Source organism: Runella sp. R0.1_18, assembly GCF_057652155.1.
Map to the genome: position 1 here is coordinate 23731 of NZ_JBYFCK010000021.1, position 19613 is coordinate 43343.

Sequence of the window (19613 nt, forward strand, 5' to 3'; positions counted from 1 at the left end):
CTTTTTTTTGTAATATTCTGATAAATAGTTGTTTATAAAGTATAGTAACTCATTTTGCCATTTTTGAAAAGTGGGACGACAGGGGGAGATAAGTATGGTACTTTTGCAAGAAGAAATTGATGAAACGCCGTGTTCACTCCATTTCAATCTTTCCAATTATCCAATTTAACTTACATCAAACCCCTATGATGATTTCGATGTACAAGGTTTTTGGCCGAACGAATGTTCGTCTAAATTTGATGATGTTGCTGTGGGCTTGTGTGTCCATAACGACCATGGCGCAGGACATTACTGTGTCAGGAAAAGTCCAAGAGTCCAACGGTGCGGTGCTTCCAGGCGTGAGCGTGTTGGTGAAAGGAACCACGCGCGGAACGCAGACTGACGCCGATGGTAACTTTAAAATTGCGGCACCAGGGAGCGCAACGTTGGTGTTTAGTTTTGTGGGTATGACCTCGCAGGAGGTTGCCATCAATAACCGCACGCAGCTTTCGGTGACGTTGCAAAACGATAACAAGCAACTCGCCGAGGTAGTCGTGATTGGGTACGGTACGCAGCGTAAAAAAGACTTGACGGGTTCTATCGCTTCTATCACTACGGCCGACTTTAACAAAGGTAACATTGCCACGCCCGACCAACTCGTAGCGGGTAAAGTAGCGGGGGTGCAAATTACGCCCAACGGCGGTGCGCCAGGTGCGGGAAGTACGATTCGTATTCGTGGTGGGGCTTCGTTGAATGCCAGCAATGACCCACTCATTGTCATCGACGGTGTGCCTTTGGACAATACCATCATCAACGGTGCTGCAAACCCTTTGAGCTTGATTAACCCCAACGATATTGAGTCGTTTAATATCCTTAAAGATGCTTCTGCAACCGCTATCTATGGTTCACGAGCTTCTAACGGGGTCATTATGATTACGACCAAAAAAGGGAAAAAAGGCGATGTGATGCGCGTAAACTTGAGTACGCAAGCGTCAGTTGGTCTTAAAACAGGCTTGGTGGACGTACTTTCGGGTGATGATTTTCGCGCATTAGTAAATCAATACGGTACAGCAACGCAAAAATCGTTGTTAGGTACGGCGAATACGGATTGGCAAAACGAAATCTATCGCGCAGCAGTAAGTACGGATAATAATTTGAGTATCACAGGTGCATTCAAAAACACGCCGTACCGTGTTTCGGTAGGTTACACCAACCAAAACGGTATTTTGAAAACCTCTAACATGGGCCGTACGTCTGCTTCAGTTGGCTTGACTCCGATGTTATTGGACAATCACCTTAAAATTGACATCAACGTAAAAGCCTCTTCGATTAAAAATAAGTTTGCCAATCAAGGGGCTATCGGGGCAGCGGCCTCTTTTGACCCAACCCAACCTGTGTATTCTGGGACGGAGGCGTACGGCGGTTACTATGAGTGGGTAAATGCCGATGGAAAACCTAATACGATTGCGACGCGCAACCCACTTGGCTTGTTGAATTTGACGGACGACCGTGCAACGGTCAACCGCAGCATTGGAAATGCGCAGTTTGATTATAAATTCCACTTCCTTCCTGAACTACACGCTAACCTGAACGTAGGTTATGATGTGTCGAGAAGCGATGGCAATAAGGTTATTCCTGCTTTGGCAGCGTCTAACTTTAGTAACGGCGGAGAAAAGACGGTTTATACCCAAGACCGTACCAACAAGTTGTTGGATTTCTACCTCAACTACGTCAAAGACTTGACAAAAGACACGCGCATCGACCTGATGGCAGGCTATTCGTACCAAGATTTCATGAATTCGACGACGACCATAACCAAGGACGAAGCCGAAACCAAAACCCTCAACGACAGTCCGTACAAGACGCAAAACACCTTGGTGTCGTTTTTTGGTCGGGCCAATTTGAACGTGCAAGACCGTTATTTGTTGACATTTACGCTTCGTCGCGACGGTTCTTCTCGCTTTGCCAAAGAAAACCGTTGGGGAACGTTTCCGTCGGCAGCTTTTGCATGGAAAATCAGCGAAATGGATTTCTTGAAGAGCTCTAGTGTGATTTCAGACTTGAAATTGCGCGTCGGATACGGGGTAACAGGACAACAAGATGTAGGTCAAAACTTCGCTTATTTGGCACGTTATACGCCAAGTACGGCCACTGCTCAGCAGCTTTTGGGAACAACTTACTACAACACACTCCGCGCCGAAGGATACAATGCGAACATCAAATGGGAGCAAACGGTTACGCAAAACGTTGGGTTGGATTTTGCGTTCAAAAAAGCACGTTTGTCGGGTAGCATTGACTACTACATGAAAAATACGTCTGACTTGTTGAACGTCGTTCCAGTAGCAGCAGGTACCAACCTGACCAACGAAATCTTATCAAATGTAGGTTCTATCGAAAACAAAGGTTTAGAGTTATTGTTGAACCACAACACCATCAGTCGCGAAGATTTTACGCTTGATTTAGGCTTCAACGCGACTTATAACGAGAACAAAATCACCAAGTTGACATCGGCCAATGATCCCAATTATAAAGGGGTATTGGTGGGTGGAATCTCAGGTGGGGTAGGAAGCACCATTCAAATCCACTCGGTTGGCTATCCTGCTTCTTCGTTTTTTGTAGCCCAACAAGCCTATGACGCTTCAGGCAAACCTGTAGAAGGCGTGTATGTGGATCGCAACGGCGATGGAAAAATTACGGTGGACGACTACTATCACTACAAATCCCCCGCACCACGCGTATTTATTGGCTTCAATGCCCAAGCGACGTACAAAAAATTGAGCGCAGGTTTTGTCCTCCGTGGCAATTTTGGCAACTACGTCTATAACAATATTCTTTCAACGAATGGCGTATTGCAAGCCTTCCAAGGAGCCAATAATTCACTGGGCAACGTGGTGCCAAACGTCCTTACTACCTTGTTTGCGACGCCTCAGTATTTCTCCGACTATTACATGCAAAATGGTTCATTTGTTCGCATGGACAACGCATTTGCAGGCTATGATTTAGGGAAAATATTTGGTGGAAAATCGACGGCACGCCTTTCAGCAACGGTTCAGAACGTATTTGTAATTACAAAATACACGGGCCTCAACCCTGAAGTGAGCGGAGGAATTGATAATAACATTTATCCCATTCCACGTACGTTTACCCTTGGCTTAAACATCGGATTCTAATCGAAACTTGAAAAAAAATGAAACATTTCATTTCTAAAAATACAGTATTGGGAGGACTCGTACTCACGTTGTCCATGTCCTCTTGTATCAAAGACCTAGACCGTCAGCCGTTCAATGAAGTTACTTCAGCAACGGTTTATAACGACCCTGCGGCCTACAAGCAAGTAGCGGCCAAATTATACGCAGGCATGATGCTAACGGGGCAACAAGGCCCCGCGGGCGACGACCGTACGAAGGATATCAAAGGGATGGACGAAGGGTTTTCTAGCTATTTGCGTAATTATTGGTACTTGCAAGTCTTGCCTACCGATGAGGCCGTAATTGCGTGGAGTGACGCAGGTTTGCCCGAAATTAACTACATGAAGTGGTCGTCAAATAACGCATTCATTCGTGGTTTTTACAACCGTGTCTTTTACCAAATCGCTTCTTGTAATGAATTTATTCGCGAGACCAGCGACGCCAAATTAAACGAAAGAGGTGTTTCGGGGACTATTTTGACCGAAACAAAAGCCCTTAGGGCGGAGGCTCGTTTCTTGCGGGCATTGAGCTACTGGCACGCGTTGGATTTATTCGGTGGAAATGTGCCTTTTGTAACCGAGAATGACGCTGTAGGTTCTGCTCCGCCAAAACAAACAAATGCAAAAAGCTTGTTTGAATACATCGAATCGGAATTGAAAGCGATTGATGGCGAGCTAGTTGAGGCTCGTAAAAACGAATATGCCCGCGCGGATAAAGCGGCAGCGTGGATGTTGTTGGCGAAACTGTACCTCAACGCCGAAGCCCAAGGCCAAGGAAATCGCTACGCAGACGCGGCTACCTACGCCAAAAAAGTGATTGACGCGGGGTATTCTTTGCAAACTAAATACGAAGATTTGTTCAAAGCAGATAACAATACTTCAACAGAAGTTATTTGGGCGCTCGCGGCCGACGGAACGCGTAGCCAAACTTGGGGTGGAATGACCTTTTTGTGCCATGCGCCAGTAGGTGGTTCGATGCCTGCTTCTGCTTACGGAATCGACGGTGGTTGGGGCGGTGTCCGTGTGACTCCGTCGTTTGTGAAGCTTTTTGCTGACCCAACGGGCAAAACCGATAAGCGTGCGATGTTTTATACAGACGGTCAGAAACTTGAAATCAACGAACTATCAACGTTTACGGATGGCTATGCCATGCCTAAGTTCAAAAACGTGACTTCGGCGGGTAAAGTAGGAAGCAATCTTACGCATCCTGATACCGATTTCCCGATGTTCCGTTTGGCTGATGCGTACTTGATTTATGCTGAAGCTGCCGCCCGTGGCGCTGGCGACAAAGCCTTGGCGTTGGATTATGTCAACAAAATCCGCGCGCGTGCCTATGGCAGTGCCGCTGGAAATATCACTTCGTCTGAGTTGACGCCTGATTTTGTGTTGGCCGAACGTGCTCGCGAGTTATCGTGGGAAGGAAGCCGTCGTACTGACTTGATTCGCTATGGTAAGTTTACGGGCGCGTCCTATTTGTGGGCTTGGAAAGGTGGCGTTAAAGATGGTGCTGGGGTTCAGGATTATTTGAAAATTTTCCCAATTCCATCCACTGACCTAACGGCAAATCCAAACTTGATTCAAAACACGGGGTATTAATCTTCAAAAATTGAAAAAACAAATGAAAAAGTGGTTTCATAAATACTTACTCGCGGTCGTTGCAACGACGATGCTGGCCTCATGCGAAAAAGACGAAATAAAGGCCGTCCTCAATTCGGGGGCAGTTCCTGTGGTCGCAGTTTCTTCGCAGACAGTAGTATTGACAAAAGAAAATGCGGACAAAGAGGCGTTGACGGTATCGTGGGCAAAACCCGACTACGGTTTTGAGGCACCTGCCAACTACACCATTTTGATTGACAAAAAAGGAGGTGATTTCTCCAATGCAGCGTCGATTGTGACGGGAACGGAGTTGAAAAAGACGTTCAAAGCCTCAGAATTGAACCCGATTTTGTTGAAACTTGGGTTGAAAGCAGCTACCGCTGGCGACATCGACATCAAAGTTCAGTCGTTTTTGGGTGGAAGCACGACCCTTTCTTCGACGATTATGTCCGTAAAAGCAACACCATATTTGGACAAACTTGACTTTTCGACCAATTGGGGAATCGTGGGAAGTGCGACTGTTAACGGCTGGAATGGCCCAGATATGCCGTTCTATAAGTCAGATAAAGCCAATGTGTATGTAGCGTACGTAACGTTGGTGGACGGAGAAATTAAATTCCGTCAAGACAACAAATGGGATGTCAATATGGGAGATAATGGCGCTGATGGTACACTCGAAGCAGGTGGGGCCAACATCGTAGTCAAACAAGGGAATTATAAGGTTACGTTTGATGCAAGTGCTCTAAAATATACCATTGATAAATTCTCTTGGGGAATCGTAGGTAGTGCAGCCCCAAGTGGCTGGAACGCACCTGATGCACCGTTTTTCTATGACCCTGCCACCGATCAGTGGCGTGCCATTGTGACCTTGAAAGATGGTGAAATCAAAATTCGTCAGAACGAAGATTGGGCCGTGAATTACGGCGATAAAGGGGCGGACGGAACGTTGGAGGCTGGTGGTGATAACATCGTGGTAAAAGCAGGTTTGTATTTGATTACGGTTGACTTCAAGTCACTGAAATACACGATTGTTCCTTTCAAAGTGTGGGGAGTCGTCGGAAGTGGCGCGCCAAACGGTTGGAATGGCCCTGATGCGAAATTTACGCCTGATTTTGGTAATGAGGGAATTTGGACATTGAGCGGCATTAAATTGGTGGAGGGAGAAATCAAATTCCGCCAAAACGATGATTGGGGAGTTAACTACGGCGATGACAAAGCCGACGGTGTACTGGAACCTGGTGGTGCAAACATTGCCGTAAAAGCAGGAACGTACGACATTGTCCTGGACTTTACGGTGGCAGCAAAGCCAACGTATAAATTAACGAAGAAATAACAATTGCATAAGTAACAAACTGAAAACTAATAGGTTGAACTGCAAAGCACCGATGAATTTTTGTCGGTGCTTTTTTCTAATACTTAACTCCTGTACAACCATCATGAAAAAATGTAGCTTGTTTTTGTTCTTTATCGCAGCGGTACTGCCGCTTTATGCCCAACGTGTTGAGCCTGCTTTTTGGTGGGTAGGGATGAAAGAACCGCGTTTGCAATTGCTCATCCACCAAAATGACATTGGTACCACCGAGCCTCAAATAACGTATGCGGGGGTAAAATTGACCAAAGTGACGCGTGTGAAAAGTCCCAATTATCTTTTTTTGGATTTAACCGTTGCCGCCACTACCAAAGCAGGAAGCTTTCCAATCACGTTCAAAAAAGACGGGAAAACGGTGGCGACCTATTCGTACGAATTAAAAAATAGAGAACCCAATTCGGCTAATCGACAAGGGTTTACCTCAGCCGACGCCATGTATTTGGTAACTCCAGACCGTTTTGCCAATGCGAATCCCGCCAATGATAACGTGGCTGGAATGGTTGATTTGTTGGACAGAACTGGCAAAGACAAACGGCACGGAGGTGATATTCAGGGAATTATTGAACATTTGGACTATATTGAAAAGTTAGGTTTTTCGGCGCTTTGGATTTGTCCGCTTCAAGAAAATAACCAAACGATGGGCTCGTACCATGGCTATGCCATGACTGATTTGTACAAAATTGACGCACGTTTTGGGAGCAATGAAGAGTACCGAAAGTTGTCGAAAGAAGCCCAAAAAAGAGGTATAAAGTTGGTGATTGATTTGGTTCCTAATCACTGTGGTTCAGAACATTGGTGGATGAAAGATTTGCCAACAGACGACTGGGTGAATTTTCAGGGAAACCCTAAAATAACCCACCACGCCCGCGAAAGTATTCAAGACCCATACGCGAGCGAATACGACAAAGAACTACACGCAAGCGGTTGGTTTGTTTCAAGTATGCCCGATTTGAATCAGCGTAATCCGTTGATGGCCAATTATTTGATTCAAAATACAATCTGGTGGATTGAGTACGCCGATTTGCACGGAATTCGGGTCGATACGTATCCTTATTCTGATAAAAACTTTATGAGTCGCTGGTCACAACGCATCATGCGTGAGTATCCCCGCTTTAGCATGGTCGGGGAAGAGTGGTCGGTTAATCCTTCGATTGTAGCATTTTGGCAAAAAGGGAATAAAAATACCAATGGATACGTGTCGGGAATGTCAAGTATGTTTGATTTTCCGTTGCAAAATGCCTTGACTGAAGCCTTAAATGAAGATGACCGAATTTACAACCGTGGTTTGGTGAAAATATACCAAACGTTGTCGCAGGATTTTTTATATGCGGCGCCCAATGATTTGGTTATTATGCCAGACAACCACGACATGAGCCGTTTTTACACCCAAATCCACGAAAATTTTGACCTCTGGAAAATGGGAATTTCGTTTTTGCTGACGACGAGGGGCACACCACAAATTTATTACGGAACGGAAGTGTTGATGACCAATCCGAAAAGTGATTCGCACGACGAAATTCGGGGTGAAATGCCAGGTGGTTGGACTGACCATACCGTGAGTGCATTTACGGAAAAAGGCTTGACGCCTCAGCAGTTGGAAGCAAAACAGTTTATGACAAAAATGCTGCAATGGCGTAAGACCAACGCGGCTGTTCAAACAGGAAAATTGAAACATTTCACCGCCCGCGATGGCCTGTATGTGTATTTTAGGTACAATGATGCCCAAAAAGTAATGGTGGTGATGAACAAAAATAAAGAACCCTTGAAACTGGATTTAAGCAAGTATTCGGAACTTTTAAACGGGGCTTCGACGGCCAAAAATGTGGTGACTGGAGAGACTGGAGTGCTGGCAAATGGCATTACTGTTAAAGGAACGTCGGCTTTAGTACTGGAAATAAAATAAAGTCAGAGACTTTAAACCGTGGGTGTCCCGACAACATGTCGGGACAAGCATTTAAACTGTGGTGTCCCGATAACATGTCGTAAACTGTGGGCATCCCGATAACATGTCGTGACAAGCATAAACAAGCATAAAACATCGACACATGAAGAAACTCATTTCTATTTTTCTAGGATTGTTGCTGAGTCAGTGGAGCTGGGGACAAGCTTTGGTCTTGAAACCAGAATTTCCAACCGCTGATGGCGAAGTAACGTTGACCTTTGATTTGACGCAAGCGAAAGATAGCCGCAAAGCCGCCTTGATGAATCAAGCCTCGGGGTTGTATATTTGGGCTTGGGGCGGTTCGGATGTTTCGAACCGAACGTCCGAATTTGGCCCTGCTGGTCAATCCAGTTTTTCACAAGCATACGCGCCTGGACTGTTGACGCGGATAAGTGATAACGTTTGGACGATTAAAATTACGCCTTCAAAATACCTGAGCGTTCCTGCGGGAAAAACGCTTCGGTGGATGGGAGTATTGGTAAAAAACGCCAACGGCTCAGGCCAAACTGAAGACTTTTTGTTTAATTTTTACACTTCTAATCAGTTGTTTGTACGATTTTCGACTCCGACCGAGAAAACACTTTTTGTGGATGCCAATGCCTCGTTGCGCGTTCGGGCAAGCGCTTCCACGAGTGCACAGCTCACGCTGACACTTGATGGAGTGGCTGTCGCGTCTGCTAAAGATACCGCCATTTCGACTTCAATTTCGGTGGGAAATACGCCCAATCAGCGTCGGACAGTTAAAGTCACAGCAAGTGCTAATAACCAAGAAGTCACGGATGAGTTTTCGTTTACGGTGAGTCCTACTCCAAAAGTGGCAGCATTGCCTTCGGGGGTTCGGAATGGTATCAATTACACTTCAGCTACAACGGCTACACTGGTACTATTTGCCCCCAATAAAAAATTCATTTACGTTACGGGCGATTTCAATAATTGGGAAACGCGTACCGACTTTTTGATGAATAAAACGCCAGATGGGCAGACGTATTGGTTAGAAATCAAAGACTTAACGCCTCAAAAAGAATATGCGTTTCAATACCTGGTAGATGGTGTAACGCCCATCAGTGACCCGTACAGTGAGAAAATTTTGGATGCGGCCAACGATAAATTTATCCCCGCTACGACTTATCCAAATTTGATGGCTTTCCCCGTGAAAGCGTTGGGAAATAGTGCCTCAGTGCTCCAAACTGCTCAAATACCTTACGTTTGGAAAACCACCAATTTCAAACGTCCCGCCAACGAAGATTTGGTGATTTATGAGCTACTCGTGCGCGATTTTGTAGATAGTCGTTGGTACAAAACCGTCGGTGATTCGCTGAATTACCTCAAAAAATTGGGCGTCAATGCCATTGAATTGATGCCAGTTATGGAGTTTGCGGGTAATGATTCGTGGGGATACAATCCAATTTTTCACGCTGCGCCTGACAAAGCCTATGGTACGCGCGAAGACCTAAAAGCGTTCATTGATAAATGCCACGAAAACGGCATTGCAGTGATTTTGGACATGGTACTCAACCAAGCCGATTATGAGTTTCCGTACGTAAAAATGTACTGGGAGGGCAATCGCCCTTCGGCCGATAATCCCATGTTTAACATTCAGGCTACGCACCCGTTTAGCGTATTTTTTGATTTTAACCACGAATCTGCCGCGACCAAATCGTACGTGGAGCGGGTCAATGAGTTTTGGTTGAAAGAATACCGTTTTGATGGCTATCGTTTTGATTTGTCCAAAGGATTTACGCAGGTAAATTCGGGAAATGACGTGGCTTTTTGGGGGCGATATGATGCCAGTCGAATAGCAATTTGGAAACGGATTTATGATCAAATCCGTAAAACAGACCCGACGGCTTACGTAATTTTGGAGCACTTTGCCGACGATAACGAAGAGGCTGAGTTGACCAATTATGGAATGATGGTGTGGGACAACCAAAACGGTGCCGTACGCGAAGCAGTAAAAACGGGGAAAGGAAATTTTAACCGATTGTCGTGGAAAAATCATGCGGGTTTTCAAAAACCAGCGGCGATTGGTTACATGGAAAGCCACGACGAAGAGCGAATTGTCTATGATGCCATCACCAATGGTAGCGCCGAGGTGAAAAGCGTAGGCACGGCCATTGAGCGAATAAAAGCGGCAGCGGCGTTGTTTTTTCTAACGCCAGGCCCTAAATTGATTTGGCAATTTGGTGAACTGGGCTACGATGTGTCGATTGATCAAAATGGTCGGACAGGGGCAAAACCCATTCGTTGGGAGTATTTTCGGGATAATAAACGTCTTCAACTCTACAACGTCTTTTCGGAGCTTATTCGTTTTAAAACGACTCAAGCAGTCACGAAAACAACGGATTTTACGCTGCAAACCACAGAAACAATTAAACAATTGATTCTGAATACGCCAACGATGAAAGTGCAGGTCATGGCCAACTTTGGGCTTACCGACCAAGTCGTTGCTTTGCCCGTAGGGCGTTGGTTCGACTTTTTCTCGGGCGATGAAATCACGGTGACTTCTTCTTTGCCACAATACGCGTTTCGGGCGGGTCAGTTTCACGTACTGACCTCCGAAAAAGTAGCCGTTTCCTCACAAAATACCGTTTCGTGGAAAATACAGACGATTACATCGGCAGAACCTTCGCCAAAAGAGACAGCACTGAAATTGTCACCTAATCCTACCCAAGATTGGTTAAACGTGGAGTGGGAAAGTGCCTACCGCGGAGAGGTAAGAATGGAAATTGTGGATATGACAGGACGGGCACTGCGCTATTTTTTACCCCAAAAATCGACCAACCAAATGCAGCAGCGCATTTCGGTGAAAGAAGTGCCATCGGGTACTTATTTCTTGAAAATAGGGGAAGGAGCAGCAACCCAAACCCAACGCTGGATAAAGCAATAGATTAAAAAGCTTCGATGTACAGCGCATTGCCATCGGTGGTGCGCTGTATTTTTTTGCCGTTGATAGTCACCGTAAACTGCACTGGTTCAAAGGCTTCTGCGAATGTGTCTTGGAATAAAAGCAACATTTTGCCCGTTTTTGGGTTTCTCCACACTTGCAGCCAAGGCTGATTGTATTTGAAAGCCCGTGCAAATTCCCCCGTATCGTTTTGCCAAGTAGCTTTTTGGGGTTTTTGAGTAGAACGTTGGTATTCAAAAGCATAACTTTCGCGTACTTGACTGCCATCCAAAATGAGTTGATGCTTCGCAAAAAGCTCGTGGGCTTGTACCATCGCCGCTACGCCAAGGGCATCTTTTCCCATATAATCTTCGGCCACCGTGGGGCAAGCGGGCTGGTCGGGGCCTTGGTAATCATACACAAAATAACCCCCTGTATTTTGCGAAACACAAGACAAATTGCCGTTGATTTTGGCATAACGAAGGGCTTGGTACGGGTCGTATGATTGGCCAAAAATCCAGTAGTTGGTATAAAAAACGCGGGGATTGCACAAGTGAACAAAAACCGCATCGCGAACCAAATTCATGGGGTACATCACCCGATTATCCAGTTGCCGAATGTAGCCTTTTGACCCGTGCCCCACTTTAAAACGTCGCGTATGACTTCGGCGCGCATCGGAAGGTTTGTCTTCGTACGGCCAAAAAAAGTTGATAAACTTCACCGTTGGAGGAGCCGTGAGCGACTTGATATTCAGCATATCGAGGGTACGCAAGTACCAGTTGACGGGCGCTTTCCAGACGTGAGCAGGTTGATCGGTGGCGTCGTTGGTGTTGACAGTGCTGCTGGTATATCCAAAACCCGTCATAAGCACCACGGGCGAAGGAACCTGTACTTGCTGTATGTCTTTGGGGTGTTCGTGAAGTGCTAAGTAATCATCTATTTTTTTCTTATCGGCACTCCAATTGTCATTGGCGTAGCCATCAAGTTTGAAATTTTTACCTTGAAACGTGAATGTCAGCGGATCACCAATCCACGAAAAAAAGAGTTTTCCGTGTTTTTTGTAGATTCTATCCGACAAATCGTACATGGTTTTCCGAAAAGCAGGGTCGCTCATGTCCCATTGCCAACCATCGGCGGCGGGGTTGGCAGGCTCAAAATCGACGGCAAAGGTGGAGGAAGGCAGTCGTTTGGCTAACCAATCGGCGGCTTGGTCGAGCTGACGGGCATCAAATCGGGTAATGCCTCGGCGGTCTTTGGCTCGACTGTGGTTCATGAGTTCGAGTACTTCGCCCGCGTACAAAAGTTTAAAACGGTCTTCGTTGATGTTCCAGCCCACTTTTCGCAAATTAGCCACGGGCTCGTCGAGCGGTTTAGATTCCGAACCGTATTTTTTTTGAGAAGAAAGGGAAAAAGCGGGAGTTTGCTTGAAAATTTTACTATCACCCACGGAGCCGTTGGTAGGCCAAAGTGGTTGTGTATAAGCAAGTTCTGTAGTCGATTTTTGTACGGAATCTCGTACCCAAAATATGATTTCTGATACGGACGAATATTTGGTCTGTCCTGCCACGGTATTCGTTTCTGACGTAAGCCACGCTTCCGAATTGATGTTGTTGATCTCGGCGGTATATTTTACCAAATGAATCCAACGAGAAGGCTGAATCGGCAAGTCGCTGAGGCGTCGGGCGTCGGTGGCATTGACACTACCGTTGAGGGCATAATAAGTTATTCTTCCTTGTTCGGGCTTGGCATCATCGACGAGGTAGAGCCGTTGGTCACTTCGCCGAACTACCCGCAGTTGAAGCTGCTGGTCTTCGTAGCTTTTTGGGTCGGGCTCGTGCTCAAAATAAACGATGGTAGCTTGCGAACGCGGCAATTCGGGCAGGAGCGGAGCGGGGGACGTAATGACAGGTTCGGGAGAACTAAACAGGTTATTTCGTTGATAATAAGCTACTAAGCTTACAATCGCTGCGAGTGTAATCCCTATTTTAACCATACGTTTCACGTTAATACCTCTTTCAAATCTTCTAAATACGCCTTTACTGTTTCTAACTGTTCGATGGCCCGATTTATTTTATTCCGCTGACTTCTGCCCGATTCTATCAACTGACGAGCAGCGGCCAATTGATGCCCTTTGTACTCGACTAAATACACGATTTCGTCCAAAAGCTCGATGTCACCACGGTTATAAATGCGATCCCCTCCGCGTTTTTCGGGGCGTAACATGGGGAATTGAGTTTCCCAATAACGTAGTTTGGATGTATTTTCAAATCCATAACGCGCCGCCACCTCGTTGATGTTAGAAAGTAATTTGGGTTCGGGGTAAATGGGTCTTTCGCCCTTGTGGGGTAGTTTCTTTGCCTTAGTTGTTGCCATAATACTGCAAATAAGTGGCCAATCGCTCAAAATTACTAAGCTCAGTTTCATTGGCAAACTTCGTGAGGTAATTTTGGTAAGTGGTGGCAATTTGGGCGTACCGTGGGTTGTCGTTGAGTTTGGCCGCAATCAGTCCCTTGTAGCAGCGATGAACCTGGTTATAAAGGTATTTTGAAGGTTTATGTGCCTGACCGTTCAAGATTTGGTCGATGTCGCTGAGTTTAGTGACCGAGTTTAAAAAGCTAAATCCTGAAAGATTCATAAATTCCATGATGGAATCACAGGCATCGTTGAGGTCTTCGTCGTTCTGGATTTTATACCGAAAGTATTTTACGTTGTTATAGTTGCCTGTCGAAATAATGAGGGTATTGACATCGGCCCGAAAGTCAATGAGGTTTGCATTCAAAAATTGTTGGGCAATCTGCTCAATCTGGTCATTACGGCATCCTACGTGTACTTCTACCCAAGCGTCGGCGTCTTTTTGGTATTCCGATACTGAAAAAATCACGTTGACAAACCCCGAAGGTGTATTTTTCCGAAACTGTTTTTTATCCATCAACAAATGAAATTCTGCTGATTCAAAAAAATCGTAGAGTGCATAATACAACTTGGCTTCGGTGGTTTTAATGCTCATAGATAGAATAGTTTAAACGATAACCATTTCCTCACGGAACAAGTTTACGGTTTTGTTAAAACTATCCAAACGCGTTTTATTGAAAATAATTTTGCTTCGTGTACAGGGTGAAGGCATTTAGCTCGATTGCGCCATAGGAGCTAAATCTTGGTAGAATTTGTTTTTAATGAGTTAAACCTTAATGTAGAACGATAGGAAAATCTTCAAAATTATTGATGTTTGAACTAAAATCCGCCCCTGTACATGAGACAGAAGTACCATCAATACTATATGAAAAGCGATAAACTATTGTATTGCCCGATAAATTGCCGATTCCTTCTTCTTGAAACATTTGGAGTAAAACATCTTGCCTAATAATGACAGGTTTTGTCCAGTCATTGCCTTTTCTGACTAAAAACACATAGTGGGTATTGATTGGGCCTAAATTCCTAATATTCGAAAACGAAGCACTGAAATGAGCATAAAACCCTTTTTGAGTAATGTTTGCAGTGGCTGTTTTGACTTGAACTTTTCTCAATGTCCCTTCACTGTCTTTGACTACAAAGATATCGTCGCCAATATCAACTTCAGGTATAGCAACGTTCCAGCCTCTCATAAGAAATTCTGCCATGATGTGTAAGTGACCTGCTTTCCCTATAAACTGGTTAAATCTTTTCGACACTTGGATGGAAGGTTTTAAGTATTTTACCTGATTTTGAATCTATAAATTCAATTACTTCAAATTCCTTAATCTCATCGTCATCATTTACCCCCAACAGAGCAGGGAAAACTAATCTTTCTAGTTTACCAATATAAGTTTCAAAATCAGTTTTTAAGTCGTAGCCCACTGAAATACTATTTGCTGGCATTGCCCCAGGTAATGATTTTTTTATTAGGTCGCGAACAGATGGTAAAATGCTAAAAGTGTAGCCGTCCATCTGCTTGTTTACATTAATTTTGATTGCTTTCATGAGTTTGTTCTCTGATTTATCTAAATGCAATATACAAAAAGTGCATTCTCAATAAACATCAAGCTAATGGTAAAAGTTATCGAAGCACATTTTTTGAAGTTAGCCACCAAAAAAATGGCATTAATCAAGGCCGATGCCGTACTTTTGCGAAAAAATCGACAATGAAGCCCACCTTAAAATCCATTATTTTTCTTTGTGCTTTTTCTTTGAGTTTGATTATCAATGGGTTTGCTCAAAATACCCTTACCCAAACCCTCCGAGGGCAAGTGGTAGATGCCGATAACAACCAGCGACTGAGTGGAGTAAGTCTCAAGCTCATTGGGACTGAAAAAGGCACATTATCAGATACATTGGGTCAATTTCGGCTGATTTCAGTACCTATTGGTCGTTATTCGCTCCAAATAAGCCGAGTGGGGTACGAAACGTTGGTACTACCCGAAATTCTGGTAGAAGCTGGAAAAGAAAAAGTAGTAACAATTTCGTTGAAAGAAACCACCCAACAGCTTTCAGAAACGGTGGTGCGGTCGTCTAGGCCGTCATCCCAAACTAGCCTTCAAACGATTACCATTGAACAAACCCTGCGTTTTGCGGGGACGTTTTTTGACCCAGCCCGTTTGGCTACTTCTTTTCCTGGAGTGTCAGCGGCCAACGATCAAGCCAACGGATTGGTCATTCGAGGAAACTCACCGACGGGTACGCAATGGCGTTTGGAAGGGGTCGAAATTGTCAATCCTAACCACCTCAGCAATGCTGGTACATTCAGCGACCGACCCACGCAAACGGGCGGTGGAACCAATATTTTGAGTGCGCAACTCATGGAGCGCGCCGATTTTATGACGGGGGCGTTTCCCGCCGATTATGGCAATGTACTGGGAGGAGTGATGGATGTACATTTGCGAAAAGGGAATGACCAAAAACACGAATTTACGGGCCAAGTGGGTTTGATTGGGGTCGATTTTGCCGCTGAAGGGCCGCTTTCACGCCAAAATAAATCTTCCTATTTGGTCAATTACCGCTATTCGTTCACGGGTTTGTTGGCTATGATGGGGGTTAAATTTGGAGGAGAAGACATTCGTTTTCAAGATATAGCCTTCAATCTATCGTTTCCTACCAAAAAAGCGGGACACTTTACCGTATTCGGAATGGCAGGAGTGAGCAGCAATGTTTTCCAAGCCGAACGCGATACTACCCTGTGGAAATTCCAGAAAGACGGGTACGACATCGAGTTTAAAAACCGAATGGGGGCAATGGGCGTTACTCATTCCCTGAATTTGTCCCGAAATACCCTTTGGAAAACCACCTTGGCGGTGTCGGGGCTGGAGACCCGCCGCGAAGGGTACCAATTGAACAAAGCTAACTTTGTCCGTACCTTGACCCAAGTAGATGCGTTTCGGAAAACCCGCTATTCGCTTTCAACGTCACTGACGCACAAAATCACGCCTAAAGTTCAGTGGAAAGAAGGCGTGATTATTACGTACCAACAAGATTCGGTGCAAATCAGCAACGGAGGTGTATCCAAAGGAAAATTAGAAGGGTTGATTCTTGAACCGTACGTTGCTTTGTCGGGGACGTTGGCAACGCGACTTACTTTCCAGGCGGGACTGCATTATTTGAATTACACCTACAACCAAACGCAATCGCTGGAGCCCCGCATTTCTTTCCGTTACAGCGCTACGGGGCGGACGGCCTTCACGGCGTCGTATGGTTTGCACAGCCAACTCCAATTGCCACAGACGTATTTGTCACTTTTTAACTCAGATGCGCAATTGAATTTGTTTCCCAACAAAAAATTGGGCTTTACCAAAGCGCACCATTATGTGTTGGGATGGGAACAGCAATTGACGGCGTTGCCGAAACAATCGTCTTTGAAAGTAGAAGCTTATTATCAGTCGTTGTTCAATGTACCTATTGCCCAAGCCAACAGCCAAATTGCTGGCAGCAATTCATTTTCGGCGCTGAATCTCATTGAAGGATTTACCAATGTGGGTTTAGAAAACAAAGGAACTGGACGTAATTACGGGGTAGAAGCGACTTATCAGCAGTTTTTGAGCAAAGATTTTTATGCCTTACTAACGGCCTCGCTCTATAATTCTACTTACAAAGGTCAGGATGGAATCGAACGAAATACGCGTTTTAACGGTAATCATACGTTTAGTTTGGCAGCAGGGAAAGAGTTTCACAAACGGGTCAATCGTACCTTTGGGGTGAACGTTCGTGTGTTATGGCTAGGAGGCTACCGCGACACCCCGATTGACGCAGATGCCTCTAAATTAGCAGGAAGAACCATTTACAAAGCATCGGAACTTTATACGATTAAAGTAAAAGATTATTTCCGTCCCGATGTTCGTATTTTCTGGAAACGCAATAAACCCAACTACACCCGTACGTGGTCGATTGATATTCAGAATTTGACCAATACAGAAAACGAAGCGTTCAGCTACTACGATACCTATCAGCGTCAGATTGTCCAGCAATTCCAGTTGGGGATGGTGCCTGTGATCAACTACCGTGTAGAGTTTTAGAAAGTAGCACTATGTGTAAGACCAAACGCAATGCCGCCGTCGATGTCGGGAATACCTTCGCCAAAATTGGGTGGTTTGAGGGAGAGAATTTGACGGAAGCGGTGTCAAAAATCCCCATAGATGCGCTGGAGGAGCACCTTCGTGCCAATCCACCAGCGTATGCAATATTTTCGTCAACAAGCCAAGATACCACAAAATACACTGATCAACTGCGTGCATTGGGCGTAGTTTCGTTTCAGCTGACCCCCACGTTGGCGTTGCCTATTGAAAAGAATTACGACACTCCCAACACCCTTGGCGCCGACCGAGTGGCGGCGGCGGTGGGAGCCAAAGTGCTTTTTCCCAACGACCATTGTTTGGTCATTGACATGGGTACTTGTGTCACCTATGATTGGGTAAGTGCTACGGGCGTTTTTGAAGGAGGAATAATTTCTCCAGGCTTTCGTATGCGATTTCAGGCCATGAACGCGTTTACTAAAAGGTTGCCTATGATAGAAATCAACTCAACCGACTTTCAGGTACCAAGTTTAGTGGGTAAAAGCACCCGTACAGCCATGGAAAGCGGCGCATTTAATGGCCTTTTGGCCGAAATGCAAGGGTTTATCGAACGCTATCGTTCCGAACGAGGTGAATGTCAGGTGCTTTTATGCGGAGGCGATGCGCCTTTGTTTGAAAATAGCCTCAAAAATCGCATCTTTGCGGCACCAAATGTAGTCTTAACGGGTTTAAATCGAATTTTACAATATAATATCAATTTACAAAATGCGTAAGCTTTTCCAGTGGAGTTGGGTCGTAGGGGTTTTATTTATTCAATCAAATGTAATAGCGCAAGGGTTAGGTAATGCTCCTTATTCTGCCATCGGAGCAGGTGAGTTAATGAGCCCTGGCTATGCTCCTAACAATGGAATGGGGGACGCTGGCGTGAGTACTGCAAATCCGTTGTATATCAATTCGCTCAATCCTGCTCTTTTGGTAACAAACCGCTTTACCATGTTTGACGTTGGGGTGGTAGGGCAATATAAAGGACTCCGTGATGCAAAACAAGCGCAACGCGATTTTGGCGGAAACATCAGCTACCTGGCCTTATCATTTCCTGTGGCACCAAAATGGTCGGTTGGGATAAGTCTCAAGCCGTATAGTTTTATCAACTATCAACAAAATTCGTACTCGCGTATCGGTACTTCTATTTATGAAGCTCAGTACGTTTATTCAGGCAAAGGCGGGCTCAACCAAATCAACTTCTCTAACGGGGTTCAGATTACAAAAAACTTGAGTTTGGGGGTAGATGCTTTTTACCTGTTTGGAAATTACAACAAGAGCGTTACTTCGCAAGTGCGTATTGGCGATAGTCGTGACTATATCGTTAGCCGCGACGACCGTATCAATATGAAAGATTTTAATTTTAAGGGTGGTTTGGCTTGGAAACAAAAACTGAAAAAAGACCACTACCTCAACTTTGGCGCAACTTATAAACTAGGCTCAACAGCATCGGCCATCCGTAATACCACGATTGAGGTGCAAAGTAGCAGCAACTCGCCTGTGACCAATCCCGACACAATAACTCAGACCGACCTGAAAGTAACCATGCCTTCTGCTTGGCGGGTGGGTATCAGCTATGAGTATCTATACCGCTTGACGGTTTCGGCCGACTATGAGCGCCAAAACTGGGCCAACTTTGTAGGAATATCAGGTACCAATGAAAACATGAGAAATGGCCAAAGTTATCATTTTGGAATAGAGTACATGCCTAAATTCAATTCAACGAAATACATGGATTTGGTGTATTACCGTGCAGGTTTCACCTTTAATCAAACTCCTGTGGTTATTGGTACAAAACCTATCGACGATATGAGTGTTTCCCTGGGGGTGTCGCTACCAGTAGGGCGAAATTTTGTCAACTTGATTAACCTTTCGGTTGTGGGAGGGCAGCGAGGCAGTATTTCTTCCCAAGCTTTCCGAGAACGATACGCCCGCTTTGTGATTGGATTCTCACTGAAAGATACTTGGTTCCAAAAATTCAAAGTTGATTAATAATATTCAATGCTCTTTCCGAAGAGCATTTTTTTTCGCCTATCGTTTCGAGTTTTGAAAAAAAATAAAAAAATGAGGGGTAAAATGAAAATATTTTTTCGGGCATAAACGCTTTATTATCAGTATATTCGTATGCTTGCATACAA

General features: G+C 45.0%; 13 protein-coding genes. 8 read left to right on the forward strand and 5 right to left on the reverse strand.

The window, feature by feature from the left end; genetic code table 11:
* The first annotated feature begins 119 nt into the window (after positions 1 to 119).
* From AC23P2_RS25740 to AC23P2_RS25760, 5 genes are all read left to right on the forward strand, one after another.
* On the forward strand, positions 120 to 3149 hold the full coding sequence (locus AC23P2_RS25740; RefSeq protein ID WP_487775852.1) for a SusC/RagA family TonB-linked outer membrane protein: 3030 nt from the start codon (positions 120 to 122) through the stop codon (positions 3147 to 3149).
* A gap of 17 nt (positions 3150 to 3166) precedes the next feature.
* Entirely contained in the window at positions 3167 to 4762 is a 1596-nt protein-coding gene (locus AC23P2_RS25745) for a RagB/SusD family nutrient uptake outer membrane protein (protein WP_487775853.1), read from the forward strand.
* 22 nt (positions 4763 to 4784) lie between these two features.
* Positions 4785 to 6095 carry a SusE domain-containing protein gene (locus AC23P2_RS25750; RefSeq protein WP_487775854.1) on the forward strand — a complete coding sequence of 437 codons (1311 nt, stop codon included), beginning with the start codon at positions 4785 to 4787 and terminating at the stop codon, positions 6093 to 6095.
* Between the two features lie 103 nt (positions 6096 to 6198).
* Positions 6199 to 8034 carry a glycoside hydrolase family 13 protein gene (locus tag AC23P2_RS25755; RefSeq protein ID WP_487775855.1) on the forward strand — a complete coding sequence of 612 codons (1836 nt, stop codon included), beginning with the start codon at positions 6199 to 6201 and terminating at the stop codon, positions 8032 to 8034.
* Positions 8035 to 8176: 142 nt separating this feature from the next.
* Positions 8177 to 10960 carry an alpha-amylase family glycosyl hydrolase gene (locus AC23P2_RS25760; RefSeq protein ID WP_487775856.1) on the forward strand — a complete coding sequence of 928 codons (2784 nt, stop codon included), beginning with the start codon at positions 8177 to 8179 and terminating at the stop codon, positions 10958 to 10960.
* A 1-nt stretch (position 10961) separates the two neighbouring features.
* Here AC23P2_RS25760 and AC23P2_RS25765 read toward each other — a convergent pair whose 3' ends face one another.
* The 5 genes from AC23P2_RS25765 to AC23P2_RS25785 all read right to left on the reverse strand — a co-directional run bounded on the left by AC23P2_RS25765 (position 10962) and on the right by AC23P2_RS25785 (position 14914).
* Entirely contained in the window at positions 10962 to 12950 is a 1989-nt protein-coding gene (locus tag AC23P2_RS25765; protein ID WP_487775857.1) for a hypothetical protein, read from the reverse strand.
* 5 nt (positions 12951 to 12955) lie between these two features.
* Positions 12956 to 13330 (reverse strand): MerR family transcriptional regulator, encoded by a 375-nt coding sequence (locus AC23P2_RS25770; RefSeq protein WP_487775858.1) that lies wholly within the window; start codon positions 13328 to 13330, stop codon positions 12956 to 12958.
* Complete coding sequence (locus AC23P2_RS25775) at positions 13317 to 13964, reverse strand: hypothetical protein (RefSeq protein WP_487775859.1); 648 nt, start codon at positions 13962 to 13964, stop codon at positions 13317 to 13319. The genes AC23P2_RS25770 and AC23P2_RS25775 overlap by 14 nt, the downstream gene beginning before the upstream one ends.
* 178 nt (positions 13965 to 14142) lie before the next feature.
* Positions 14143 to 14574 carry a PDDEXK-like family protein gene (locus AC23P2_RS25780; protein ID WP_472487629.1) on the reverse strand — a complete coding sequence of 144 codons (432 nt, stop codon included), beginning with the start codon at positions 14572 to 14574 and terminating at the stop codon, positions 14143 to 14145.
* 34 nt (positions 14575 to 14608) lie between these two features.
* A complete protein-coding gene (locus AC23P2_RS25785) occupies positions 14609 to 14914 on the reverse strand; it encodes a hypothetical protein (protein WP_487775860.1) in 306 nt (101 codons plus the stop codon).
* 161 nt (positions 14915 to 15075) lie between these two features.
* Here AC23P2_RS25785 and AC23P2_RS25790 point away from each other — a divergent pair, with 161 nt between their 5' ends.
* Genes AC23P2_RS25790 through bamG form a run of 3 tightly spaced genes read left to right on the forward strand, consistent with a single transcriptional unit; the run spans position 15076 to position 19467 of the window.
* A complete protein-coding gene (locus AC23P2_RS25790; RefSeq protein ID WP_487775861.1) occupies positions 15076 to 17436 on the forward strand; it encodes a TonB-dependent receptor in 2361 nt (786 codons plus the stop codon).
* 11 nt (positions 17437 to 17447) lie between these two features.
* Positions 17448 to 18206 (forward strand): type III pantothenate kinase, encoded by a 759-nt coding sequence (locus AC23P2_RS25795; protein WP_487775862.1) that lies wholly within the window; start codon positions 17448 to 17450, stop codon positions 18204 to 18206.
* Entirely contained in the window at positions 18199 to 19467 is a 1269-nt protein-coding gene (gene bamG / locus AC23P2_RS25800; protein WP_487775863.1) for a BamG family beta-barrel-assembly machinery protein, read from the forward strand. The genes AC23P2_RS25795 and bamG overlap by 8 nt, the downstream gene beginning before the upstream one ends.
* The last annotated feature ends 146 nt before the right edge of the window (positions 19468 to 19613 follow it).